General features: G+C 69.5%; 23 protein-coding genes. 18 read left to right on the top strand and 5 right to left on the bottom strand.

Going from position 1 to position 22800, the window contains the following annotated elements; genetic code table 11:
• The first annotated feature begins 45 nt into the window (after positions 1 to 45).
• Both prfA and prmC read left to right on the top strand, forming a co-directional pair.
• Positions 46 to 1122 carry a peptide chain release factor 1 gene (gene prfA, locus ACQHIV_RS00565; protein ID WP_427890554.1) on the top strand — a complete coding sequence of 359 codons (1077 nt, stop codon included), beginning with the start codon at positions 46 to 48 and terminating at the stop codon, positions 1120 to 1122.
• An 80-nt stretch (positions 1123 to 1202) separates the two neighbouring features.
• Positions 1203 to 2024 carry a peptide chain release factor N(5)-glutamine methyltransferase gene (gene prmC / locus ACQHIV_RS00570; RefSeq protein ID WP_427890556.1) on the top strand — a complete coding sequence of 274 codons (822 nt, stop codon included), beginning with the start codon at positions 1203 to 1205 and terminating at the stop codon, positions 2022 to 2024.
• Here the strand turns inward: prmC and ACQHIV_RS00575 are convergent.
• The 4 genes from ACQHIV_RS00575 to ACQHIV_RS00590 are packed head-to-tail and all read right to left on the bottom strand — an operon-like array spanning position 2021 to position 7644.
• Complete coding sequence (locus ACQHIV_RS00575) at positions 2021 to 2884, bottom strand: endonuclease/exonuclease/phosphatase family protein (RefSeq protein ID WP_427890557.1); 864 nt, start codon at positions 2882 to 2884, stop codon at positions 2021 to 2023. The two genes, prmC and ACQHIV_RS00575, sit on opposite strands and share 4 nt — an antisense overlap.
• On the bottom strand, positions 2881 to 3798 hold the full coding sequence (locus ACQHIV_RS00580; RefSeq protein ID WP_427890559.1) for a hypothetical protein: 918 nt from the start codon (positions 3796 to 3798) through the stop codon (positions 2881 to 2883). Before ACQHIV_RS00580 ends, ACQHIV_RS00575 begins: the two co-directional genes overlap by 4 nt.
• 19 nt (positions 3799 to 3817) lie before the next feature.
• On the bottom strand, positions 3818 to 6601 hold the full coding sequence (locus ACQHIV_RS00585; protein WP_427890561.1) for a BTAD domain-containing putative transcriptional regulator: 2784 nt from the start codon (positions 6599 to 6601) through the stop codon (positions 3818 to 3820).
• Positions 6602 to 6618: 17 nt separating this feature from the next.
• Positions 6619 to 7644, bottom strand: a complete 1026-nt coding sequence (locus ACQHIV_RS00590) for an adenosine deaminase (RefSeq protein ID WP_427890563.1) — start codon at positions 7642 to 7644, stop codon at positions 6619 to 6621.
• A gap of 109 nt (positions 7645 to 7753) precedes the next feature.
• On the opposite strand from ACQHIV_RS00590, the gene ACQHIV_RS00595 reads away from it, so the two are divergent.
• The 15 genes from ACQHIV_RS00595 (at position 7754) to ACQHIV_RS00665 (ending at position 20642) form a co-directional block, all read left to right on the top strand.
• Positions 7754 to 8965 (top strand): L-threonylcarbamoyladenylate synthase, encoded by a 1212-nt coding sequence (locus tag ACQHIV_RS00595; RefSeq protein WP_427890565.1) that lies wholly within the window; start codon positions 7754 to 7756, stop codon positions 8963 to 8965.
• Positions 8965 to 10083, top strand: a complete 1119-nt coding sequence (locus tag ACQHIV_RS00600; RefSeq protein WP_427890567.1) for a glycosyltransferase family 4 protein — start codon at positions 8965 to 8967, stop codon at positions 10081 to 10083. Before ACQHIV_RS00595 ends, ACQHIV_RS00600 begins: the two co-directional genes overlap by 1 nt.
• Before the next feature lie 204 nt (positions 10084 to 10287).
• Positions 10288 to 10752, top strand: coding sequence for a hypothetical protein (locus tag ACQHIV_RS00605; RefSeq protein ID WP_427890569.1), 465 nt, complete (start codon positions 10288 to 10290; stop codon positions 10750 to 10752).
• Positions 10753 to 10875: 123 nt separating this feature from the next.
• On the top strand, positions 10876 to 11091 hold the full coding sequence (locus ACQHIV_RS00610; RefSeq protein WP_427890571.1) for an AtpZ/AtpI family protein: 216 nt from the start codon (positions 10876 to 10878) through the stop codon (positions 11089 to 11091).
• A 109-nt stretch (positions 11092 to 11200) separates the two neighbouring features.
• Positions 11201 to 11983 carry a F0F1 ATP synthase subunit A gene (gene atpB, locus ACQHIV_RS00615; protein WP_427890573.1) on the top strand — a complete coding sequence of 261 codons (783 nt, stop codon included), beginning with the start codon at positions 11201 to 11203 and terminating at the stop codon, positions 11981 to 11983.
• Positions 11984 to 12056: 73 nt separating this feature from the next.
• Entirely contained in the window at positions 12057 to 12284 is a 228-nt protein-coding gene (gene atpE, locus ACQHIV_RS00620) for an ATP synthase F0 subunit C (protein ID WP_427890575.1), read from the top strand.
• 32 nt (positions 12285 to 12316) lie between these two features.
• Positions 12317 to 12877 (top strand): F0F1 ATP synthase subunit B, encoded by a 561-nt coding sequence (locus ACQHIV_RS00625; protein ID WP_427890577.1) that lies wholly within the window; start codon positions 12317 to 12319, stop codon positions 12875 to 12877.
• On the top strand, positions 12877 to 13674 hold the full coding sequence (locus ACQHIV_RS00630; protein WP_427890579.1) for a F0F1 ATP synthase subunit delta: 798 nt from the start codon (positions 12877 to 12879) through the stop codon (positions 13672 to 13674). The genes ACQHIV_RS00625 and ACQHIV_RS00630 overlap by 1 nt, the downstream gene beginning before the upstream one ends.
• Before the next feature lie 91 nt (positions 13675 to 13765).
• Positions 13766 to 15403, top strand: a complete 1638-nt coding sequence (atpA, locus tag ACQHIV_RS00635) for a F0F1 ATP synthase subunit alpha (RefSeq protein WP_427890581.1) — start codon at positions 13766 to 13768, stop codon at positions 15401 to 15403.
• Positions 15404 to 15409: 6 nt separating this feature from the next.
• Complete coding sequence (locus tag ACQHIV_RS00640) at positions 15410 to 16321, top strand: F0F1 ATP synthase subunit gamma (RefSeq protein WP_427890583.1); 912 nt, start codon at positions 15410 to 15412, stop codon at positions 16319 to 16321.
• Positions 16322 to 16326: 5 nt separating this feature from the next.
• A complete protein-coding gene (atpD, locus tag ACQHIV_RS00645; RefSeq protein ID WP_427890585.1) occupies positions 16327 to 17781 on the top strand; it encodes a F0F1 ATP synthase subunit beta in 1455 nt (484 codons plus the stop codon).
• Position 17782: 1 nt separating this feature from the next.
• Complete coding sequence (locus ACQHIV_RS00650; protein ID WP_427890586.1) at positions 17783 to 18187, top strand: F0F1 ATP synthase subunit epsilon; 405 nt, start codon at positions 17783 to 17785, stop codon at positions 18185 to 18187.
• 109 nt (positions 18188 to 18296) lie between these two features.
• Positions 18297 to 18728, top strand: a complete 432-nt coding sequence (locus ACQHIV_RS00655; protein WP_427890588.1) for a DUF2550 domain-containing protein — start codon at positions 18297 to 18299, stop codon at positions 18726 to 18728.
• 54 nt (positions 18729 to 18782) lie between these two features.
• Positions 18783 to 19682, top strand: a complete 900-nt coding sequence (locus tag ACQHIV_RS00660; RefSeq protein ID WP_427890590.1) for a helix-turn-helix transcriptional regulator — start codon at positions 18783 to 18785, stop codon at positions 19680 to 19682.
• 21 nt (positions 19683 to 19703) lie between these two features.
• Positions 19704 to 20642, top strand: a complete 939-nt coding sequence (locus ACQHIV_RS00665; RefSeq protein ID WP_427890592.1) for an SDR family NAD(P)-dependent oxidoreductase — start codon at positions 19704 to 19706, stop codon at positions 20640 to 20642.
• Here ACQHIV_RS00665 and ACQHIV_RS00670 read toward each other — a convergent pair.
• Positions 20604 to 21587 carry an alpha/beta hydrolase gene (locus ACQHIV_RS00670; protein ID WP_427890594.1) on the bottom strand — a complete coding sequence of 328 codons (984 nt, stop codon included), beginning with the start codon at positions 21585 to 21587 and terminating at the stop codon, positions 20604 to 20606. The genes ACQHIV_RS00665 and ACQHIV_RS00670 overlap by 39 nt on opposite strands.
• Before the next feature lie 215 nt (positions 21588 to 21802).
• Between ACQHIV_RS00670 and ACQHIV_RS00675 the strand changes: the two genes are divergently transcribed.
• A complete protein-coding gene (locus ACQHIV_RS00675; RefSeq protein ID WP_427890596.1) occupies positions 21803 to 22777 on the top strand; it encodes a methyltransferase domain-containing protein in 975 nt (324 codons plus the stop codon).
• The last annotated feature ends 23 nt before the right edge of the window (positions 22778 to 22800 follow it).

Consider the following 22800-nt stretch of genomic DNA (forward strand, 5'->3'; position numbering starts at 1 on the left):
CGCGCGGTTTGTCATATCAGGGACGCTTGAAGGGAGGAGTGCGGCATGTTCGAAGCGGTACAGACGCTGAAGGCGGAGTACGCCGAGCTGGAGCGGCAGATGGCGGAGCCGGAGTTGCACTCCGACCAGGCCAACGCCCGCCGGGTCGGGAAGCGGTACGCCGCGCTCGCGCCGGTGGTGCGGACGTACGACGAGTGGCTGCAGACCGGCGACGACATCGAGGCGGCGCGTGAGCTGGCGGCCGAGGACCCGGCGTTCGCGGAGGAGGCCACCCGGCTGACCGCGCGGCGCGAGGAACTGGCGGACCGGCTGCAGACGCTGCTGGTCCCGCGGGACCCCAACGACGACAAGGACGCGATCCTCGAGATCAAGGCGGGCGAGGGCGGCGACGAGTCGGCGCTGTTCGCCGGGGACCTGCTGAAGATGTACCTGAAGTACGCCGAGTCGCAGAACTGGAAGACCGAGGTGCTCGACTCGGCCGAGTCCGACCTCGGCGGGTACAAGTCGATCACGGTCGCGGTGAAGGCGAAAGGTACGCCCGAGCCGGGCGACGCGCCGTACGCGAAGCTGAAGTTCGAAGGTGGCGTGCACCGGGTTCAGCGGGTGCCGGTGACCGAGTCGCAGGGGCGGATCCACACGTCCGCGGCCGGGGTGCTGGTGCTGCCGGAGGCCGAGGACGTCGACGTCGAGATCGACCAGAACGACCTGCGGATCGACGTGTTCCGGTCGTCGGGGCCGGGCGGGCAGAGCGTGAACACGACCGACTCCGCCGTACGCATCACGCACCTGCCGACCGGGATCGTGGTGTCGATGCAGAACGAGAAGTCGCAGCTGCAGAACCGCGAGCAGGCGATGCGGGTCCTGCGGGCTCGGTTGCTGGCGGCGGCGCAGGAGGCGGCGGACCAGGAGGCGTCGGACGCGCGGCGTTCGCAGATCCGTACGGTGGACCGCTCGGAGCGGGTCCGCACGTACAACTTCCCGGAGAACCGCTTCTCCGACCACCGCGTCGGCTACAAGGCCCACAACCTCGACCAGGTCCTCGGCGGCGACCTCGAACCGGTGATCAAGGCGCTGACGGAGGCGGACCTGGCAGCCCGCCTCGAGTCCGTCGACTCCCAGTGAGCCCAGAAGAAACCCGCCCCCTCGCTCCGTTCGGGGGCGGGGGAGTGGAGGGCGGCGTCGTCCCGGGGGCGGGTGCTCGGGTGCGGGAGCTTGTTGCCGCGGCGGCCGAACGCCTGCGGGAGGCGGGGGTTGCTTCGCCGGAGTTTGACGCCGGGGAGTTGCTTGCGTTCGTCACCGGGTCCAGTCGGTTGATGTTGCGTGAACCCAGTGCTGATGAGCTCGCCAAGTACGAGGAACTGGTCGGGCGGCGGGTACGGCGGGAGCCGTTGCAGCATCTGACCGGTACGGCGGCATTCCGGTACCGGGAGCTTGCGGTGGGGCCGGGGGTGTTCGTGCCGCGGCCGGAGACCGAGGTGATGGTCGGGTGGGTGCTGGAGCGGATCGCCGGCGTACCGAATCCGCTGGTTGTCGATCTGTGCAGCGGGTCGGGGGCGATCGCGGGCGCGGTGGCGACCGAGCGGCCGGACAGTACGGTGCACGCGGTGGAGCTGTCCGCCGACGCGGTCGCGTGGGCCCGGCGGAATCTGGAAGGTACCGGGGCGATCCTGCACGAGGGCGACATCGACGGGTGCCTGCCGGAGCTCGACGGGCGGGTGGACGCGGTGATCTCGAACCCGCCGTACATCCCGCTGACCGCCTGGGAGTCCGTCACGGCCGAGGTCCGCGACCATGATCCGGCGCTCGCGTTGTGGTCCGGTGACGACGGCCTCGACGAGATCAAGGTGGTCGCCGCCACGGCCGGCCGCTTGCTGAAGCCCGGCGGCTGGTTCGCCTGCGAACACGCCGACGTCCAGGGCGAGTCGGCCCCCGCGGTCTTCGCCGCCACCGCCCTGTTCACCGAAGTCCGGGACCAACTCGACCTCTCCGGCCGCCACCGCTTCACCACCGGCCGCCGGATCTAGCGACTGAGACCGCGGCGACCAGTTGCGGGACGAGCAGGTGGTCTGGCCAGATCCAGCGTGCGGCCGGTGGTGGGGGCGACCGGTGGTTGGTGGGTGAGGCGGCAGACGATCAGGTGGTGGTCGGCGCCGGGGAGCTGGACGACCTGCGTCTCGCGGGTGACCAGGTCGCGGGTGGAGAACAGCCGGTCGATCGAGCGGCCGTCCGGTGTCGTGGCCGGCGGTGGATCGCCGAACGCGTCCACCATCCCGAGTCGCTCACCGAAGAACTCCCGCGGGTTCGGCATGTTCAGATCACCCGCGACGACACCCCGCCGTACGCCCCGTGCCGCCAGCTCCGCCTTCAAATACCCAGCCATCTCCACCCCGTAGGCATGCCCTACCCCCTCGCGATACGAGTACTCGACCCCCTCGGCACTCCGGAACATGTGAATCGGACACACCTGCCCACCGACGATGTCGACCCCGCCCTCGGTCCGCGCGACCACGAACCCCTTCGGATGCGGATCCATCGGCTCCCCGGTCCGCCAGTGCCGGAAGTCGATCGGCGGATCCGGCAGGTCGATCCGCTCCAGCTCGGTCAGGCGGTACGTGGACACGATCCCCACGCCCAGCCGTTCCACCCCCGGGATGTGCGAGTCCGAGAACTCCTGCCGCGCGAACGACAGCTCCCGCCCCGGCATCGCCGCCGCCCCCAGCCGTTCCAGCTGGTCGCTCCGGGTGTCCAGCTCGGTCACGATCAGTACCTCGGCCCGCAGCCCGGCGAGCGCCCGCCCGAAGTCCGCCGTACGGTCTTCGCCGAGGTAGCCGGCCGGCCCGACCAGGCGCCCGCCGGCGACGTTCGCGAACGCGATCGAGATCATTCGTAGACCACCAGCTCCGGTCGCGGTTTCAGGGCCAGTACCTGCGGGGGCGTCATCAGCGGCCCGTGCCGCGTGTCCTCGGTGTAGAACAACTTGAACCCGGCATGCACCGACGCCGGCAAGTGCACGGTCAGCTTCGCCCACGTCTTCAGCTTGTCCTTGCGCGCACCGATCCCGTCGACGGACTTGATCGTCACCACGCCCGGGTGGGCCTTCAGCGCGCTCTCGCCGCTGACGATCTTCGTCGACAGCTGATGGAACACGAACACCTTCTCCGGCAAGCCTTGCGCCGTCACCAGGCCCGAGAGGTACGCCGCAATACTGTCGAGCTCGGCGCCCGTCGTATGCCCGAACACTTTGCCCGGCACCTGCGTCGGCCCGATCGCCCACTCCGGATCGAACGCCAGCCCGACGTCCGGCTCCTTCAGCCACCGCTCCAGCCGCTGTACCTCCGGCAGGATCTTCGCCCGGCCCGGCTGGATGTCCAGCAACAGCAGCATCTTGTGCTTTCGAGCAACCGAGAGGTACTGCGCGATCTTCGCGTCAGGCAGCCGCCCGCGGTACAGCCCGTCCTTCCCTCGCGACCCCCGCGCCACCACGGTGATCAGCTCCAGCACAGGCTGCGGCGTACGCCCGGCCGCGTAAGAACGCGCCAGGGTCTCCAACTTGGCGGCCTTCGCGTCCAGGTCCTTGTCCAGAGGCCCCAGCGCAGGAGAACCGGGCAGACCGACGTACGCGACCAGCTGGTACTTCGGGAACAGCACGCGCCCGCCCCGCGGCAAACCGCCGGGTGCCGCCGGAAGAGTCGGCGTGGGGGAGCTAGGCGGCGGAGGCGCCGCGGCCGGTGCCGGCTTGTCGCTGCAGCCCGCCAGGGCCAGCAGTACGACGGCTACCACCGCACAGGCTCTCCGCATCAGCCCAGCCAACCACACGTCACGCCGATGAACGCTCCAGCCCGTCAGCAGCCCGCTGGACCATCGACTCAGGACCCTCGCTCAACGCCAGCTCCAGTGCACGCGCGAAGTGCGGCCGTGCCTGTGCGAGATCCCCCTTGTCCAGAAGGCTTTCCGCCAGCCGCAAGTACGCGTTCTGCTGCGACTGCCGCGATTCACTCTCAAGCGCCAGCTCCAACGACCGACGCCCGACCTCGACCGCCTCGTCCCACCGCTCCTGCCGCGCGTACGCCGTACCCAGGAACGCGTAGGTGTAGATGAGGCTGTAGTCCGCGCCACGCTCCACCCCAAGGCCCCGGGCCGTGGTCAGCGCCTCAACAGCTTCGTCAACGCGTCCCAGCGCCAGCAGACACTCACCGATCCCGTTCAGCACCTCCGCCTGTACGGCGGGCTCCCCAAGCGCCAACGACTCCTGGTACGCCGCCAGCGCCTCCTCGAACTCGCGCCGGTCCCCGTACGCGACCCCGAGGTACGCCAGCACCCGCGACACGATCCCGACGTCGTCGGCCTGCCGCGCAACCGCCAACGCCTCGTCCAGTACGGCGATCGCGTCGCCGTCCGGATCCAGCTTCGCCTGGCTGTACCCGATCGACGCGAGCAGCCGCGCCCGCAACGTCAGGTCCGCGTCCGCCGGCAACTTGTCGCGGGCCTCCTGCAGCGTCCGCAGACTGGCCTCTGCGCCCCGCCGATATCGCCCGAGGCTGCCGATAGACAGCAGTACGCGCGCCTGCGCGGAAGCGTCTGGCGCCGCCCGCAGCGCCAGGTCCAGCGCCTCGTCCAGCTCGTACACCCGCCCGCGCTGGAAGAAGCAGGGCGCGATCGCCAGGCCCAGCTGCCACGCGTGATCAGCAGCACCGCTCGCCGCGGCGTACGCGATCGTCGCCAGCACGTTCGCGCCCTCGGTGTCGACCCACTCCAACCCGTCCGCGGCCGACGCGAATTCAGGCACCCGCACCGGAGGCGGCGACTGCTGTTGGCTGCCGAAGATCGCAGTACTCGCGGCCGTCGTCGCGTGGAGGTAGTAGTCGAGCAAACGCCGGACAGCATCCGGCTCCGGGTGCAGCGTCCGTGCGTACTGCCGCAGCAGGTCGTGGAACTGGAAACGCCCAGGGCGTAGCTGCAGCAGCAGGTTGGCGTCGACGAGCCGCTCGAGCAGGTCCTCCGCTTCGAACGCATCCACGTCGGCCAGTGCGGCCGCGGCGTACACCTCGATGTCCTGGCCGGTCATCGCGCCCAGCAGGCGGAACAGCCGCTGCTGGTCCGGTGGCAGGTGCTCGTACGACAAGGCGAACGCGGGGGAGACCCCACCGCTGTCCGTGCTGAGCTCAGCCAGCCGCCTGTCCTCCGCGTCGAGCCGTTTGCTCAGGTGCTCGATCGTCCAGCTCGGCCGGTGCCGCAACCGCGACCCGGCGACCCGAATCGCCAACGGCAGGTACCCGCACTGGCTGACAACCTGTGCCGCAGCAGGGTCCTTGGCGCGGTCGGGCCCGACGATCTCGGCCAGCAACTCCTGCGCGTCCTCTGCCCGCAGTACGTCGACCGCGAACCGGGCTGTCGCGTCGAGCCCGGACAACTGCCGACGGCTGGTCACCAGCACCCCACACCGCGGACTGCCGGCCAGCAACGGCAGCACTGCGGCACTGTCCGGCGCGTTGTCGAGTACTACGAGCATGCGTCGTCCTGACAGCTCAGAACGCCACAGGGCCGCCCGTTCCTCAAGGTCAGCGGGTATGCGGTCCGCCGGGACGGACAGGGTGCGCAGCAGACGATCCAATGCGTGCAGAGCGGACACAGGCTCGTGGCCAGGCGTGTAGCCGTGCAGATCAATGAAGAGTCGCCCGTCCGGGTACATGTCCGCCAGCTGACGCGCTGCCCGCACGGCTAGCGCCGTCTTGCCCACACCAGCCATACCGTCGATCGCCACGACCACAGGCGCCGGCGTACGCAGGGCAGCGACCACTTGGTCCAGCACGTCGTCCCGGCCGACGAACGCGGCACCGTCGTACGGCAGCTCGTCACGAACCGCCTGCCGGGCCAGGGGCTCGTCGTTGCGCAGCACGCGTTCGTGGATCGCCCGCAGCGCCGGACCGGGCTCCACACCGAGCTGGTCGATCAGCGTCTGCCGCGTCTGCGTGTAGGTGGCGAGCGCGTCCGAGCTCCGCCCGCTCCGCCAGTACGCCAGCATCAGCTGCCCGGCAAACTGCTCCCGCAGCCGATCCGCCTCGACCAGTGCGACCAGCTCCGGCACCAGGTCGGCGTACCGCCCGCGCTCGAGGTCCGCGTCGATCCGCTCCGCGAGTACCTTCAGCCGCCGCTCCGACAACCGGTGCCGCTCGACGCCCAGGTAGTGCCCGGGCAGGCCGCTCAACGGCTCGCCCCGGAACAACGCCAGGGCTTCCGCCAACCGGTCCGCCCGTACGTCGACGTCGTCCGTCGCATGCGCCTCGCCGACCAGCGCCTCGAAGCGGGTCAGGTCCGTTCCGACAAGCCGCAGGCTGTACCCGTCTCGCGAACGCACGAGCACGTCCTTAGGCAGTAACTGCCGCAACCGGTAGACGTACGGCGCGACAATGCGCGCGCCACTACCGGGTGGTGCGTCGTTCCACACCAAGTCGACCAACTCGTCGGCGGACAGCACCCGGTTGGCACGCAACGCCAGCACAGCCAGCAGCGCCTGCTGCCGCAACGGCCCGAGCTCGACCTCGCGCTCGCCTGCCCAGCCGCGCAACGGACCGAGCAGGTCGAGCCGCAGGTCGTCCGTCACGGACGACAGTTTGGCAGCTACCCGGCGTTGTTGCGTACGTACGTGTCGATCTCGGACACCAGGGCCGACTTCACCGAGTCCTCGGCGAACGACTCGCGGACCGCGGTCTTCGCCAGCTCGCCGACACCGGCCTCGTCCAGGTCGAGCAGCTTGGCCGCCACGGCGTACTCGTTGGTCAGGTCGGTGCCGAACATCGGCGGGTCGTCGGAGTTGATCGTCACCACCAGGCCGGCGTCGACCATCGCGCGCAGCGGGTGCACGTCGTACGAGTCGACCGCCTTGGTGGCGATGTTGGACGTCGGGCTGACCTCGAGCGGGATCCGGTGCTCGCCCAGGTAGTCGACCAGCGCCGGGTCCTGCATGGTCGACGTACCGTGGCCGATCCGCTCCGCCTTCAGCACCCGCAGCGCGTCCCAGATCGTCTGCGGACCGGTCGTCTCGCCCGCGTGCGGCAGGCTGTGCAGCCCGGCCGCGACCGCCGCCTCGAAGTGCGGCTGGAACTGCGGCCGCGGTACGCCGATCTCCGGGCCGCCGAGCCCGAACCCGATCAGCCCCTCGGGCCGGATCTCGGTGGCGATCCGCAGCGTCTCGTCGGCGGCCGGGATCCCCGCCTCGCCGGAGATGTCGAAGATCCACCGCAGCACCAGGCCGAACTCCTTCTCGGCCGCCACCCGGGCGTCCTCGATCGCCTCGCAGAACGCCTCCGCCTGGATCCCGCGGACGACCGACGTGTACGGCGTGACGGTCAGCTCGGCGTACCGCAGGCTCTGCTGCTCGGACATCTCGCGGGCGATCTCGTACGTCAGCAGCCGGACGTCCTCCGGCGTCCGGACCAGCTCGACGACGGACAGGTAGATGTCGATGAAGTGCGCGAAGTCGCTGAACTCGAAGTACTCCGCCAGCGCCGCCGGGTCGGCCGGCACCGGCGAGTTCGGGTGCCGGGCGGCGAGCTCGGCGACGATCCGCGGCGAGGCGGACCCGACATGGTGGACATGCAACTCGGCCTTCGGCAATCCGGCGAGGAACTCACGGCTCACAGTCATGGCAGGGATCCTAGGGATTCGGCGGCCCGGTCCGCGCGGAAGCTGACAATCGTTTGTCAGCAACGACCCGGGTAGAGCCGGGGCCCGCGTGAGTGGCACGATTCACTCCGTGAGTGAGCGCTTCGACTTCACCGGGGACGAACTGGCACCGGCGTACCGCGCAGCGGTGGACGCCATCGAGGCCGGCGACCTGGTCGTGCTGCCGACCGACACCGTCTACGGCATCGCCGCCGATGCCTTCAAGGCGGACGCCGTGCAGCGGCTGATGGACGCCAAGGGCCGCGGCCGGGACATGCCGCCGCCGGTGCTGATCTCGGTGGTGGAGTCGCTGGACGCGCTCGCCACCGACGTACCGGACGCCGGCCGGAAGCTCTGCGAGGAGTTCTGGCCCGGCCCGCTGACGGTGATCTGCCACGCGCAGAGCTCGCTGATGTGGGACCTGGGGGAGACCCAGGGCACGGTCGCGCTCCGGGTGCCGGACCACGAGAACACCCGCGAACTCCTGTCCCGCACCGGCCCGCTCGCCGTCAGCTCGGCGAACACCTCCGGCAAGCCCGCGGCACTGGACGTGTACGACGCCGAGGAGCAGCTGGGCGAGTCCGTCGCGGTCTACCTGGACGGCGACCGGGTCAGCGGCGGCCGCCCCTCCACCATCGTCGACATCACCGGCGAAACCCCCCGAGTCCTCCGCATCGGCGCCCTGTCCCTGGACCAACTCCGCACCATCGCCCCCAACCTAACCTCAGACGACGACCCCACCCCAGCCCTCGCCCCCACCTCACCCGGCGAAGCTGCCCCGTCCGCCGAAGCCGAGCCGGCCGAAGCAGCCAAGCCAACCGAGCCGGCCGAAGCACACGCCGTCGCCCCCGACCCCACCCCGGCCGACGCCCCTGCACCCACTCTGTCCACCGGAGCCGAGCCGACCGAAGCAGCCGCGCCGGCTGAGCCGGCTGAGGCGGGCGCCGGTGCCGCCGATCTCACCTCGGACGACGCGCCTGCACCCACCCCGGCCGCCGACGCCGCCTCGCCCGCCGGAGCCGAGTCGGCTGAAGGAGCCGGGCCGGCTGAGTCGGTCGAAGCGGGCGCCGGTGCCGCCGATCTCAGCTCGGACGGCGACTCCGCACCCACGCCGTCCGCCGAACCCGCCCCGGCTGGGCTGGCCGAAGGAGCCAAGCCGGCCGAGCCCGCCGAAGCCGCCCCGGCCGGAGCAGGCGAACCGGCTGATGAGCTTGCGGCTGGGGAGCCAACTGGAGGGGCGGTTGAGGCGTCCAACAAGGGCGAGGGGAAGTCGACCGATTCAGATGTGAGGCCTGCGGACTAGTGCGCGAGTACCTGCTGGTCCTGTTCGTGGCGATGGCCACGACCTTCCTGCTGACCGGCGTCGCCCGGCAGATCGCGATGCGGTACGGCGCGGTCGCCAAGGTCCGGGCCCGGGACGTGCACAAGGTGCCGATCCCGTACTTCGGCGGCCTGTCGATCCTCGGCGGCCTGATCGCCGGGTACGCGGTGGCCAGCAACCTGCCGTTCCTCGGCAACAGCCTGCAGGTCGCGCACGACGCCCGCGCGATCCTGGTCGGCGGCGTGGTGATCTGCGCGGTCGGCGTGGTCGACGACCTGTACGAGCTGGACGCGATCACCAAGCTGGCCGGCGAGGTGCTCGCGGTCGGCGTACTCGTTGTCCAAGGCATCCAGTTGTACTGGCTCCCGCTGCCCGGCGGCGTGATCTCCCCGTCGCCCGCGCAGCTCGCCGTACTCACCGCGGGCATCCTGCTGGTGTCCTGCAACGCGGTGAACTTCGTCGACGGTCTGGACGGTCTGGCGGCCGGCGTGACCGCGATCGGCGCCACCGCGTTCTTCATCTACTCGTACCTGCTGAACGTGCACGAGAACCTCGACCGCGCGACCACGTCGACGCTGATCACGGTCGCGCTGGCCGGTGCCTGCCTCGGGTTCCTGCCGCACAACTTCTTCCCCGCAAGGGTTTTCATGGGCGACTCCGGCGCCCTGCTGATCGGCCTGATGCTGGCCGCGTCGACGATCAGCCTGACCGGCCAGATGGACCCGAACGCGGTGCCGTACGAGGTCGGCGGCTCCAGCCTGCTGCCCGCGCTCCTGCCGTTGGTCCTCCCCATCGCCATCCTCGCGATCCCCGCGCTGGACCTGACGCTCGCGTACATCCGCCGTACCAAGGCCGGCCGTTCCCCCTTCGCCGCCGACAAGCAGCACCTCCACCACCGCCTCATGCAACGCGGCCACTCGCACCGCCGCGCCGTGCTGTTGATGTACCTGTGGACCGCCTTGATCGCGTACGGCGTGGTCGTCCTCGGCCTGGTCCTGTACTGGTGGACGGCCCTGATCGTGCTGGCCGTCGCGGTCGCCGCGGTGCTGCTCACGACGGGTCTCCCGTGGCATCGCCGGAAACCGCTCGCCAAAGTCTGAGCGCCGGCTGAGAGGGACCAGACCACCGGTCGGTGTGGCCTACCGATAAGGTGTGGCTGTACAGCGGCAGGGGGCTCGTTTTGCTGACCGTGCAGACTTTGTGCTAGTTTTCACAAGCACCAGCAAAGAACAGCGACACCCCTGACCCCGCCCACCCGACGAGCTGGCCGCGAGACCAGCACGCCAGCAGGACGGAACCACCAGATGGCTCCTACGGCCCACAGCCAGAAGATCGCCGGACAAGCGACCAAGCACCCGGCGCTGGCAATGCTGCGCGGCGCTTCGGTCGCCGCCCTTGTCGTCGGCCTGAACGCGACCGCCGTTTCCACCGTCGCGGCCGGTCTGCCGGGTCTCTGGGGAGCCCTTCTCGGACTGCTGATGGTGATGGTCTTCTCCGGCGCCGGCCTGTTCGCGCTGCACCTGTCCAGGCGGTCCACGCCGACGATGCAGCTCGCGATCGCGATGGCGTCGTACACCGGACGGATCGCGATCTTCGGCGGCCTGCTGGCGATCGCGCTCAGCTCGGACTCGCTGGCCAGGCACGTGAACCTGACCGTGCTCGGCGTGGTCGCCGTAGTGGTCGTGATGGGCTGGCTGGCCGGCGAGATCTGGTCCTGGTCCCGGCTCCGGGTGCCGATCTACGACCTCGACAACGAGGTGACCGCATGAGCACCGTGGGTAACGGCGTGAGCGAGCGCAGCGAGTTCACCATCGAGTTCCTCCCTGCTGTGGTGGACATTACGGACACCGGTGTGACCGGAACTGTCGCCAACTGGTACGTTTCGGGTGCCAATGAGCGAGAACCAGGATCCGAAGCCATCACCCCCCAATTCGGGCGACGGCTGGCGGGTCCTGTCCTACTTGATCGGCGGTGTCCTGGTGTACGGGGGCATCGGGTTCGGGTTGGACCGGCTCTTCGGCACCCAGTTCCTGGTTGTGGTCGGCATCGTTCTCGGCGCCGGCCTCAGCATTCTGATGTTGCACTTCCGGTACGGGCAGCGGTCCTGACGAAGGGCCCGGCCCCTACCGGGTCTGACGTTGTTGACCGCCATGCCCTGAGCCGCCCTGCCCTTTGCTACAAGGCGTCCGACTTGAGCACGACGCGAGAGGAGACCCGGTGATTGCCGGCGTTTCGACCGAGTTCACCCCACCCGGTCCAGAAAGCTTCAATCTCCCGCCGATCATCCCCGGCGTGGACTGGTTCACCAAGCCCGTCCTGGTGGCCGCGTTGTCCGTCGTGGTGATCGTCTGGTTCTTCTGGGGTGCGTCCCGCAAGGCCGCGATCGTGCCGAGCCGGCTGCAGTTCACCGGCGAGCTCGCGTACAACTTCGTCCGCAACTCGATCGCCCGCGACGCCATCGGCAGCCAGGAGCACATGAAGTACGTGCCCTACCTGTGCGGCCTGTTCTTCTTCATCCTGCTGAACAACGTGGCCGGTTCGATCCCGTTGATCCAGTTCCCGACCTTCAGCCACATCGGCTGGGCGTACGTCGCCGCCGTGATGAGCTGGGTGATCTACAACGCGGTCGGTATCAAGAAGAAGGGCCTGGCGGGCTACTTCAAGCACCAGACCATGCCGGCCGGCGTGCCGGTCTGGCTGATGCCGCTGATGATCCCGATCGAGTTCATCTCGAACATCCTGGTCCGGCCGATCTCGCTGAGCCTGCGGTTGTTCGCGAACATGTTCGCCGGCCACATCCTGCTCGGGGTGTTCGTGCTCGGTGGCGAGTACATGGTGTTCGAGTCCGGGAAGATCTTCCTCGGCGGCGTCGGCATTGTCACGTTCATCATGGCCATCGCGATCGCCGGGCTGGAGCTGTTCGTGCAGTCCATCCAGGCGTACATCTTCGTGGTGCTGACCGCGCAGTACATCGGCAGCGCCATCGCCGACGACCACTGATCTGCTGTACCCCCTTTGACCCCGTAGTAACGAAACCGGATAGCCCCTATCCGTACGGAAAGGAACCACCGCAATGAGCAACATCGCTCTTGAGATGACCGGCAGCATCGCGGTTCTCGGTTACGGCCTCGCCGCGATCGGCCCGGGCGTCGGCGTCGGCCTGATCTTCGCCGCCGTCATCAACGGCACCGCCCGTCAGCCCGAGGCGCAGAACAAGCTCCAGTCGATCGCGTGGATCGGCTTCGGCGTCACCGAGGTGCTCGCGATCATCGGTATCGCGCTCGCGTTCGTCTTCAAGTAAGCCGACCTTTCACTGACTGACAGGACTCAGATATGACGACGTTGGTGGTACCACTCGAGGCGGCGCCGAATCCGCTGCTGCCGCACACCGCCGAGATCATCTTCGGCTTCGTCTTCCTGGTCCTGCTGGCCATCGCCTTCGCCAAGGTGGTCGTCCCGAAGTTCGAGCAGGCGTACGCCGATCGGACCGCGGCGATCGAAGGCGGGATGAACGAGGCCAAGCAGGCCCAGGCCGAGGCGAAGGCGGCTTTGGAGAAGTACAACGCGCAGCTGGCCGAAGCCCGGCAGGAAGCTGCGAAGATCCGCGAGGACGCCCGCGAGCAGGGTGCGGTCATCATCGCGGAGATGCGTGAGCAGGCGAACGCCGAGGCCGAGCGGATCGTCACGCACGCGCGGGCCCAGATCGACGCCGAGCGGGCGCAGGCGGTGACCTCGCTGCGGGCGGAGGTCGGCACCATGGCGACCACGCTGGCCGGCCGGATCGTCGGTGAGTCGCTCGAGGACGAGGCCCGGCAGCGCCGGACCGTCGAGCGCTTCCTGGCCGAGCTGGAATCCTCGGAGTCGGCTCGTCAGGCAGTCGGAACGGACTCCTGATGCGCGGCGCGTCGAACGAGTCACTCGCCCGGGCCGAAGCGGCCCTGGCGAGTGTGGCCCCGGCCGAGGGGCTGGGCAGTGAGCTGTTCTCGATCGCCAAGCTGCTGGACGGCAGCGGCGCGCTCCGGCGCGCCCTGACCGACCCGGCGCGGCCGGCCGACGCCAAGGTCGGACTGGCCGGGCAGCTGTTCGGCGGCAAGATCTCCCACCAGGCGCAGGAGGTCCTGTCCGCCGCGGTAGCGGGCCGCTGGGTCAGCGGCCGCGACCTCGGCGACGCGCTGGACCAGCTCAGCGTCGAGGCCGAGGTGGCGTACGCCGACACCCGGCGCAAGCTCGACGAGCTCGAGGACGAGCTGTTCCGGCTGGACCGGGTGGTCGCCGTCGAGCGCGCGCTGGCCGACAAGCTGGGCGACCGGGGCATCCCGGTCGAGCACCGCCAGGCACTGATCCGCGGGCTGCTGCAGAGCAAGGCCGACGCCACCACGGTGCGGCTGGCCGAGCGGGCCGTGGACGGCCGGGGCCGCAGCTTCGCGGCGTCGATGCGGGTCTACCAGGTCGCCGCGGCGGCCCGGCGGAACGCCAGCATCGCGACCGTGCGGGTGGCCACCGACCTGTCCGAGGCGGAGCGCACCCGGCTCGCGGCAGCGCTGGGACGGCAGTACGGCCGGGACATCCAGCTGAACGTCGTCGTCGACCCGGGAGTGGTCGGCGGCGTCCGGGTGGACATCGGCGACGAAGTGATCGACGGAACCATCGCGGCCAGGCTCGACGACGCGCAACGGCGCATCGCGGGCTGAACGCCCCTTAACGACATACAGCGGCGCTAAGGGTCGGGAAAGCCTTTAGAGCCACAACAGGCCAGCAAGGGTCAAGGAAGCAGGAAACACAATGGCTGAGCTCACGATCAGGCCGGAGGAGATCCGGGACGCCCTGGATCGGTTCGTCACCGAGTACCAACCGGCCGACACCGCCGCCGAGGAGGTCGGCACCGTCGTCGACGCGGGTGACGGTATCGCCCACGTCGAGGGCCTGCCCTCGGTGATGACCAACGAGCTGCTCGTTTTCGAGAACGGCACCGAGGGCATCGCGCTGAACCTCGACGTCCGCGAGATCGGTGTCGTCATCCTCGGTGAGTACGACGGCATCGAAGAGGGCCAGCAGGTCCGCCGGACCGGCCGGATCCTGTCCGTCCCGGTCGGCGAGGGCTACCTCGGCCGCGTGGTCGACCCGCTCGGCAAGCCGATCGACGGCCTCGGCGAGATCACCGGCATCGAGGGCCAGCGGGCGCTCGAGATCCAGGCCGCCGGCGTGATGGACCGCCAGGAGGTCCGCGAGCCGCTGCAGACCGGGATCAAGGCCATCGACGGCATGATCCCGATCGGCCGCGGCCAGCGCGAGCTGATCATCGGCGACCGCAAGACCGGCAAGACCGCGATCGCGATCGACACGATCATCAACCAGAAGGCCAACTGGGAGTCCGGCGACCCGAAGAAGCAGGTCCGCTGCATCTACGTGGCGATCGGCCAGAAGGGCTCGACGATCGCCGCCGTCCGGGGTGCGCTCGAAGAGGCCGGCGCGATGGAGTACACCACCATCGTCGCCTCCCCGGCGTCCGACCCGGCCGGCTTCAAGTACGTCGCGCCGTACACCGGCTCCTCGATCGGCCAGCACTGGATGTACCAGGGCAAGCACGTGCTGATCGTGTTCGACGACCTGACCAAGCAGGCCGAGGCGTACCGCGCGATGTCGCTGCTGCTGCGCCGCCCGCCGGGCCGTGAGGCGTACCCGGGTGACGTCTTCTACCTGCACAGCCGCCTGCTCGAGCGTTGCGCGAAGCTGTCCGACGAGCTCGGCGCCGGCTCGATGACCGGTCTGCCGGTGATCGAGACCAAGGCGAACGACGTCTCGGCGTTCATCCCGACCAACGTCATCTCGATCACCGACGGGCAGATCTTCCTGCAGTCCGACCTGTTCAACGCGAACATCCGGCCGGCCATCGACGTCGGCATCTCGGTGTCCCGGGTCGGCGGCGCCGCGCAGGTGAAGGGCATGAAGAAGGTCTCCGGCACGCTGAAGATCGACCTCGCCCAGTTCCGCGCGATGGAGGCCTTCGCGATGTTCGCGTCCGACCTGGACGCCACCTCGCGCCGGCAGCTGGACCGCGGTCAGCGGCTCGTACAGCTGCTCCGCCAGCCGCAGTACTCGCCGTACCCGGTCGAGGAGCAGATCGTCTCGATCTGGGCCGGTACCACCGGGCACTTCGACGACGTGCCGGTGAACGACGTACTGCGCTTCGAGCGGGACTTCCTGGACTACCTGCGCCGGGAGAGCAAGGTGCTCGACGCGATCCGTGAGTCCGGGCTGTTCGGCGACGACGAGGCACAGGCCGTGACCGACGGGCTGAAGTCCTTCAAGCCGACCTTCCAGACCTCCGAGGGCACGCTGCTCGGCACCGAGGCCCCGGCCGAGGCGATGGACGAGGCGGATGTCGACCAGGAGCAGATCGTCAAGCAGAAGCGGGGCTGATCCACAGTGCCAGCCAACCTGCGGGAGCTTCGCGACCGGAAGGCCTCGGTCACGACGATCAAGAAGCTCACCCGCGCGATGGAGCTCATCGCGGCGTCCCGGATCGTCAAGGCGCAGCAACGCGCCGCGGCGGCCGGTCCGTACGCGCGTGAACTCACCCGTGCCGTGTCGGCGGTGGCGACGTTCTCGAACGTCGACCACCCGCTGACCACCGAGAAGGAGAACCCGCGGCGCGCCGCGGTGCTGCTGATCACCTCGGACCGCGGTCAGGCCGGGGCGTACTCGTCCAACGTGATCCGCGAGGGGGAGCGGCTGAACCAGCTGCTCCGCGAGGACGAGAAGCAGATCGTCCCGTTCATCAGCGGCCGCAAGGGCATCGCCTACTACACCTTCCGGCAGCGCGAGGTCGCGCAGTCGTGGGCCGGCGACTCCGACAACCCGAGCTTCGCCCGGGCCCGGGAGATCGCCGACGCGCTGATCGAGGCGTTCCTGACCCCGACCGAGGAGGGCGGCGTGGACGAGATCCACATCGTCTTCACCCGGTTCGTGTCGATGCTGACCCAGCGCGCCGACGTGATCCGGCTGCTGCCGCTGGAGGTCGTCGAGGGCGCGGAGCCCCCGGCCGCCGACGACGTGCTGCCGCTGTACGAGTTCGAGCCGTCCGCCGCCGAGGTGCTCGACGGGCTGCTGCCGAAGTACGTCGCCAGCCGGATCCACTGGTGCATGCTGCAGGCCGCGGCCTCGGAGCTGGCCAACCGGCAGCGGGCGATGAAGTCCGCGACGGACAACGCGCAGGACCTGATCGAGAAGCTGACGCGAGACCTGAACCAGGCCCGCCAGGCGCAAATTACCCAGGAAATCAGCGAGATCGTCGGTGGCGCGAGTGCGCTCGCCGACGCGAACGCCGGGAGCGAGTGAGAGAGATGACTGCCACGGTTACCGAGAAGAACAACGAGGCCGGCGCCCCGGGCGTCGGTCGCGTCGCCCGGGTGATCGGCCCGGTCGTCGACGTCGAGTTCGCGGCCGACGCGATGCCCGACATCTACAACGCGCTCGAGGTCGACATCACCCTCGGCGACAGCACCCAGACGATCACCCTCGAGGTCGCGCTGCACGTCGGCGACAACATCGTCCGGGCGATCTCGATGAAGCCGACCGACGGCCTGGTCCGCGGCGCCGAGGTGCGCGACACCGGCTCCGCGATCTCGGTCCCGGTGGGCGACGTCACCAAGGGCCGGGTGTGGTCCGTGACCGGCAAGTGCCTGAGCCAGGACGAGTCCGAGTTCCAGATCACCGAGCGCTGGCCGATCCACCGCAAGGCGCCGGCCTTCGACCAGCTCGAGTCGAAGACCGAGATGCTGGAGACCGGCATCAAGGTGCTCGACCTGCTGACGCCGTACGTGCAGGGTGGAAAGATCGGCCTGTTCGGCGGTGCGGGTGTCGGCAAGACGGTGCTGATCCAGGAGATGATCTACCGGATCGCCCACAACTTCGGTGGTACGTCGGTGTTCGCCGGTGTCGGCGAGCGCACCCGTGAGGGCAACGACCTCATCAACGAGATGGAAGAGGCCGGCGTCTTCAAGGACACCGCGCTGGTGTTCGGCCAGATGGACGAGCCGCCGGGCACGCGCCTGCGGGTCGCCCTGTCCGCGCTGACGATGGCGGAGTACTTCCGCGACGTCGCGCAGCAGGACGTGCTGCTGTTCATCGACAACATCTTCCGGTTCACCCAGGCCGGTTCCGAGGTCTCCACGCTGCTCGGCCGGATGCCGTCGGCGGTTGGTTACCAGCCGAACCTGGCCGACGAGATGGGCGTGCTGCAGGAGCGGATCACGTCGACCCGGGGTCACTCGATCACCTCGATGCAGGCGATCTACGTGCCCGCCGACGACTACACCGACCCGGCGCCGGCCACCACGTTCGCGCACCTGGACGCGACCACCGAGCTCTCGCGTGACATCGCCGCCCGGGGTCTGTACCCGGCCGTCGACCCGCTGACCTCGACGTCGCGGATCCTCGACCCGCAGTACATCGGCCAGGAGCACTACGACGTGGCTGTCCGGGTGAAGCAGATCCTGCAGAAGAACAAGGAGCTGCAGGACATCATCGCGATCCTGGGTGTCGACGAGCTCTCCGAAGAGGACAAGATCACCGTCGCGCGGGCGCGCCGGATCGAGCAGTTCCTCAGCCAGAACACCTACATGGCGGAGAAGTTCACCAACGTGCCGGGTTCGACGGTCCCGCTGAAGGACACCATCGAGTCCTTCAAGAAGATCGTCGACGGCGAGTGCGACCACATCGCCGAGCAGGCGTTCTTCAACGTCGGTTCGCTCGACGACGTCGAGCGCAAGTGGGCCGAGCTGCAGAAGGAAAACTGAGATGGCCGACGATTCTGCCAAGCACCTCGAGGTCGCGCTGGTCGCGGCCGAGCGGACCGTGTGGCAGGGCCAGGCCAAGATCGTCATCGCCCGGACCACGGACGGCGACGTCGGTATCCTGCCCGGCCACGCGCCGCTGCTGGGCCTGCTGCAGGGTGGCACCGTCCAGGTGCGGACCGTCGACGACGAGTACTTCGTCGCGGCCGCGCCGGACGGCTTCATCTCGGTGGCGAACGACCGGGTCTCGATCCTGGCCGAGAACGCCGAGATGGGCCACGACATCGACCTCGAAGAGGCCCGCCGGGAGCTCGAGCAGGCGCTGGCCGCCGGTCTCGACACCGACGGCGACCAGGACGAGGTACGACTCGCCGAGGCCAGGGTCCGGGCCGCCGAGCAGACGTCCTGACCGGACCTGCCATAATCGGCACAATCGAATATCGTCACTGACAGTACGGTTCTCCGGGGTGCCCGGGACAAGTACCCACACAAGGCACCGGAAATGGGGTCGGCAAGGTATGAGGACAGTCCTCGATGTCGTCGGGGTCTGTCTGCTTGCCGCCGTGCTGTTCATCGTGCTCGTCGCGTTCCGCCGTCGCTGGTTGTCCAGGGACGGCGGAACTTTTGATTGCAGCCTGCAGCTCGCCGAGAAGGACCACGGCCGCGGCTGGGCGCTCGGCCTGGCCCGCTACGTCGGCGACGACCTGCAGTGGTTCCGGGTCTTCAGCCTCGCCTGGTGGCCGAAGCTGGTCGTGAACCGCCGCCAGCTCGAGGGCGTGACCACCCGCCGCCCGATGGGCAACGAACCACTGGTCACGTACGCCGGCCACGTCATCGTGGACGCGAAGCTCAACGACAAGACCGTCCACTTCGCGATGACCGAAGAGGCGCTGACCGGCGTCCTCGCCTGGATGGAATCGGCTCCCCCGAGCACCCAGACCTACCTGTGATCGTAGGAGTGTCAGGGCCACGATAAGTACGTCGTGGACGCGCACACTGGAGCGATGGAATCGTGGGAGTTCGGCCGGGCGGTCCGTCGATGGCGGGACCGGGTCGCGCCCGGAGCGGTCGGTCTGCCGCCGGGGAGCCGTCGCCGCGCGACCGGTCTGCGGCGGGAGGAGCTCGCCGCCCTCGCGGGGATCTCGGCCGACTACCTGACCCGGCTGGAGCAGGGCCGGGCGACGTCTCCGTCGTCGCAGGTCGTCGAGGCGCTGGCCCGCGCACTCCGGGTCTCCGACTCCGAGCGTGAACTGCTCTTCGAGCTGGCCGGGCTGTCCGCGCCGGGCCCGGACGTCGTACCGTCGCGGATCAGCGCCAGCGTGCAGCGACTGCTCGACCGGATCGCGGACACGCCGGTGGCCGTGTACGACGCGACGTGGACGCTGCTGGACGCGAACACGCCGTACGACGCCTTGATGGGCGAGACGACGACGTGGCGGGGGCTCGAACGGAACGCGCTCTGGCGGAACTTCGTGGGTCCTGGTACGCGCGTCGTCCATTCGCCCGAGGAGAAGGCGGAGCTGCTGGCAGGGCAGGTCGCCGACCTGCGCCGGACCGCCGCACGTTATCCGGCGGACCGGCAGCTGCGGACGCTGATCCGCGAACTCACCGCGCACAGCCCGCACTTCGCGGACCTCTGGGCGCACGACGACCCGGAGCCGCGCACGGAGCCGTCGAAGCGGAAGGTGGTCGATCATCCGGCCGTCGGCCCGATCAGGCTCGACTGCGACGTCCTGTTCGTGGCGACCGACGACGTCCGGCTGATGATCTACACCGCCGAACCGGGGAGCGAGGACGCGGAGCGGCTGGCCCTCGCCGTCGTCCTCGGCACGCAGCAGCTCGTCGACCGAGCCGATCCTGGTCCTGCCGGTCCTACGAAAACCGGACGGCTGTCTGACCGCTGACGGCCGTCCGAGACTCGTTGTATGAACACATGGATCATCACTGGGCCGACGTCAGGTATCGGCCGTCGTACCGCCCTCGAGCTGGCCGCGCACGGCACGGTCGTGCTGGTCGGGCGCGATCCGGCGAAGCTCGCCGAGGTCGAGCAGCAGATCGGGGCGAGCGGGGGCCGCGCGGTGCCGGTGGTCGCCGACTTCTCCGATCTCGGCAGCGTACGGCGGGCCGCCGCGGAGATCGTCGCGCTCGGCCGGCCGATCGCCGGCGTGCTGAACAACGCCGGCGTCTTCCCGCTGGAGCGCCGTACGACGCCGCAGGGGTGGGATCTCACCTACGCGACCAACCATCTCGGCCCGTTCGCGTTCACCGAGGCCCTGATGCCGCGGTTGCCCGACGGCGCGAACGTCGTGTTCGTCTGCTCCGGGGTGGAGGATCCCGAACGCCGGCCCGCTGTCGTGGCCGGCTTTCGCGGCGCCCGGTTCCTCTCGGTCGAGGCGAGCGTGCGCGGCGAGTGGAAGCCCGGCGGCTCCACCCGGCCCGGCTTCGACGCGTACGCGACCTCGAAGCAGGGCAATCTCGCGACCGTGCTGGCCTTCGCGAGGGAGACGCCGCGGCTCCGCTTCAACGCCGTCGAGCCGGGATTCAGCCCCGGCAGCGCGCTCGGCCGCGACGCCGGTCCGATGGTGGGGTTCGTGTCGAAGTACGTGCTTTCACCGCTGGCTCCGATGATCAGGTACTGGAGCACACCCAAGCGCGCCGCCCGGGTGATCGCCGAGGTCCTGACCGCCGACTCCGCCGCGTCCGGTGTCTACTACGACGAACGAGGTAAGCCGATGCAGGGCTCGGTCGAGGTCCGCGATCCCGGATTCAGCGACCGCGTGGTCGCCGAGACCCGAGCCCTGCTCGCTGCCGTGGATCGCGACAGGTCAGTGGACGTCGAGGGCCTGGAGCAGCATCGGGAGTGAGGCGTGCAGTTCGCGCTGCCAGTAGGCCCAGCCGTGCGTGCCCGGGCCGTAGAAGTTCGTCGTCAGGTGCTTCGCGCCGACCTGCTCGAGCTGGGCGGCGAGGGCGTGGTTCTGCCGGTTGAAGTCGGCCTCCAGCGCGTCGGTCTTGCCCGGCGGGTCGAACGGGCCGGCGGTGCCGTCGCCGCAGGACAGGTACACCGGTAGCGACTTGAGCCGGTGGGCCAGGTAGTACGGGTCGTGCGCCTGCCAGATGCCGCGCTGGGCGACCGGGTCTCCCCAGACGCGCCGCGGGTCGTTGCCCTGGCCGGCGAAGAAGCCCATGATCCGGTTCACCGACTCGTCGTTGAGCAGCGGATGCGCGGAACCGGAGTACGCCGCGACCGCGCGGAACATGCCGGGGTGCCGGGCGGCGTACAGCAGCGCGCCCTGGCCACCCATCGAGAGACCGGCGACGACGCGGTCCGAGCTCGCGCCCCAGCCGTGTTCGAGGAGGTGTGACAGCTCGACGGTGTGGAACGTCTCCCAGGCGGGGTCGCCGCCGGCGCCGTAGTTCCACCAGTCGCTGTACCAGCCGTTCCAGCCGGCCTCGGGCATCACGACCAGGACCTTGCGCAGGCTCGGGATCTTCGCGATGTCGGTGCCGGACCAGGACGTGTAGTCGCCGCAGCAGCCGTGCAGCAGCCAGAACGTCGGCCAGTGCTGACTGCGGTCGGCGGGATCCCAGCCGTCCGGGGTGAGCAGGCGAACGTTGACCGTGCGGCCGCCGAGCGCCTGGGAGCGCACGGTCAGGTCGGTCAGCCGGTCGGCTACCTGCTTGACCGCAACGACCTCGGCACCGCGGGGCGCCGCCTGGACGGTCGTCGGGCTGGGCGCAGCTTGGGCGGCAGGTGCGAGCGGGACAAGTCCGATCAGCAGCGCTGCGGCGAGGCGGGCGAGCTTGGGCATGGGCGTACCTCCTGGGCGGGGAAGGTGGCTGAAGGACATGTACCCCCGAAAACCGGTGGGTACTCCGGAGCGGGTGTGCCAGGATCGCGGGCATGAAGAGTTTCTTCTTCCGACTGGGCTAGCTCCGCCGGCCCCTTCGTGTGGCGTTCTGCCCTTGGCCGGCGAGGCGGGAGTGGCCGGTTGGCTGCTCCCGGACTCTTGCCGGGAGATTCTTCATGCGTTCTGCGCTCATGCTCGTGCGCACTGTTGCTGGTTTGGAATGGCTGGTGGCCGAGGAGGTTACCGCCGCGGGATGCCGGGTGGTTGAGGTGTCCAGGCGGCAGGTGGTGGTCGAGGGTCTGGTGGCGCCGCCGCGGATGGCCGACGACGTGTTCGAGGTGTATGGCGTGGCGCCGGATCCTGGCCGTGCCCGCGCCGGGCTGGCGGCCGCGGTGCGGGCCGCGTTGCGGTCGGCACCGGGTGGTGGGGTGTTCGCGGTGTCGGCGTCGTTCGTGGGGAAGCGGAACTTCAACCGGTACGACGTCGAGGACCTGGTGGGGCAACGCCTCGCGCGGTTGACCGGCGGGCAGTATCACTCGCGGCGCGACGGCGTCGTACCGCCGGACGAGCGCACCGAGTGGCGGGTGGTGCTCGACGGGAAGACGCTGTGGGTGGCGCGCCGCCCGTACGCCGTACCCCTCCATCGGCGCCCGTGGCGGCAACACACCGTCCGCGGAAGTCTGCACCCACCGGTAGCGGCCGCCATGGCCCATCTCGCTGACCTGGCGCCTGGACACCGAGTATTGGACCCGTTCTGCGGCGCGGGCACGGTCCTGCTCGAAGCCCGCCTGCTTGAACCGGCCGCCAACTACCTAGGCGTCGACCGAGACCCAGCCGCAATCGCCGCAGCACAAGCGAATGCGGCGCAGATGATTGGGGCGTCCATCAACTGGCGGGTAGGGGACGCGCGGCGGATCGGCGGGAGCTTCGACCGGATCGTGAGCAATCCGCCGTGGGGTGTGCGGGTGGATGCGGCCGACGTCGCCGCGGGGATCCGGCGGTGGCGGGAGGTCCTGCGGCCGGGTGGGGTGGCGGTGGCGCTGGTGATGGGGGAGCAGGTCCCATGCGGCTGGCAGGTGCGTGGCCGGTATCAGTTGGCGGTGGCGGGCAGGCATCCGCTGATCGTGGTTCTGGGGCCGTCTCGGTATTGACATGCGCGGAGAACGTTCGTAGG

The organism is Kribbella polygonati (assembly GCF_050320105.1).
Taxonomy (GTDB): domain Bacteria; phylum Actinomycetota; class Actinomycetes; order Propionibacteriales; family Kribbellaceae; genus Kribbella.

Bases quoted from the DNA above. Each gene is read 5' to 3' on its own strand.
- ACQHIV_RS00675 (WP_427890596.1), top strand. From the start codon at position 21,803: ATGCGTTCTGCGCTCATGCTCGTGCGCACTGTTGCTGGTTTGGAATGG.
- ACQHIV_RS00625 (WP_427890577.1), top strand. From the start codon at position 12,317: ATGACGACGTTGGTGGTACCACTCGAGGCGGCGCCGAATCCGCTGCTG.
- ACQHIV_RS00650 (WP_427890586.1), top strand. From the start codon at position 17,783: ATGGCCGACGATTCTGCCAAGCACCTCGAGGTCGCGCTGGTCGCGGCC.
- ACQHIV_RS00630 (WP_427890579.1), top strand. From the start codon at position 12,877: ATGCGCGGCGCGTCGAACGAGTCACTCGCCCGGGCCGAAGCGGCCCTG.
- ACQHIV_RS00660 (WP_427890590.1), top strand. From the start codon at position 18,783: ATGGAATCGTGGGAGTTCGGCCGGGCGGTCCGTCGATGGCGGGACCGG.
- ACQHIV_RS00580 (WP_427890559.1), bottom strand. From the start codon at position 3,798: ATGCGGAGAGCCTGTGCGGTGGTAGCCGTCGTACTGCTGGCCCTGGCG.
- ACQHIV_RS00575 (WP_427890557.1), bottom strand. From the start codon at position 2,884: ATGATCTCGATCGCGTTCGCGAACGTCGCCGGCGGGCGCCTGGTCGGG.
- atpA (WP_427890581.1), top strand. From the start codon at position 13,766: ATGGCTGAGCTCACGATCAGGCCGGAGGAGATCCGGGACGCCCTGGAT.
- ACQHIV_RS00590 (WP_427890563.1), bottom strand. From the start codon at position 7,644: ATGACTGTGAGCCGTGAGTTCCTCGCCGGATTGCCGAAGGCCGAGTTG.
- atpE (WP_427890575.1), top strand. From the start codon at position 12,057: ATGAGCAACATCGCTCTTGAGATGACCGGCAGCATCGCGGTTCTCGGT.
- ACQHIV_RS00665 (WP_427890592.1), top strand. From the start codon at position 19,704: ATGAACACATGGATCATCACTGGGCCGACGTCAGGTATCGGCCGTCGT.
- ACQHIV_RS00605 (WP_427890569.1), top strand. From the start codon at position 10,288: ATGGCTCCTACGGCCCACAGCCAGAAGATCGCCGGACAAGCGACCAAG.
- atpD (WP_427890585.1), top strand. From the start codon at position 16,327: ATGACTGCCACGGTTACCGAGAAGAACAACGAGGCCGGCGCCCCGGGC.
- ACQHIV_RS00670 (WP_427890594.1), bottom strand. From the start codon at position 21,587: ATGCCCAAGCTCGCCCGCCTCGCCGCAGCGCTGCTGATCGGACTTGTC.
- ACQHIV_RS00610 (WP_427890571.1), top strand. From the start codon at position 10,876: ATGAGCGAGAACCAGGATCCGAAGCCATCACCCCCCAATTCGGGCGAC.
- prfA (WP_427890554.1), top strand. From the start codon at position 46: ATGTTCGAAGCGGTACAGACGCTGAAGGCGGAGTACGCCGAGCTGGAG.
- ACQHIV_RS00655 (WP_427890588.1), top strand. From the start codon at position 18,297: ATGAGGACAGTCCTCGATGTCGTCGGGGTCTGTCTGCTTGCCGCCGTG.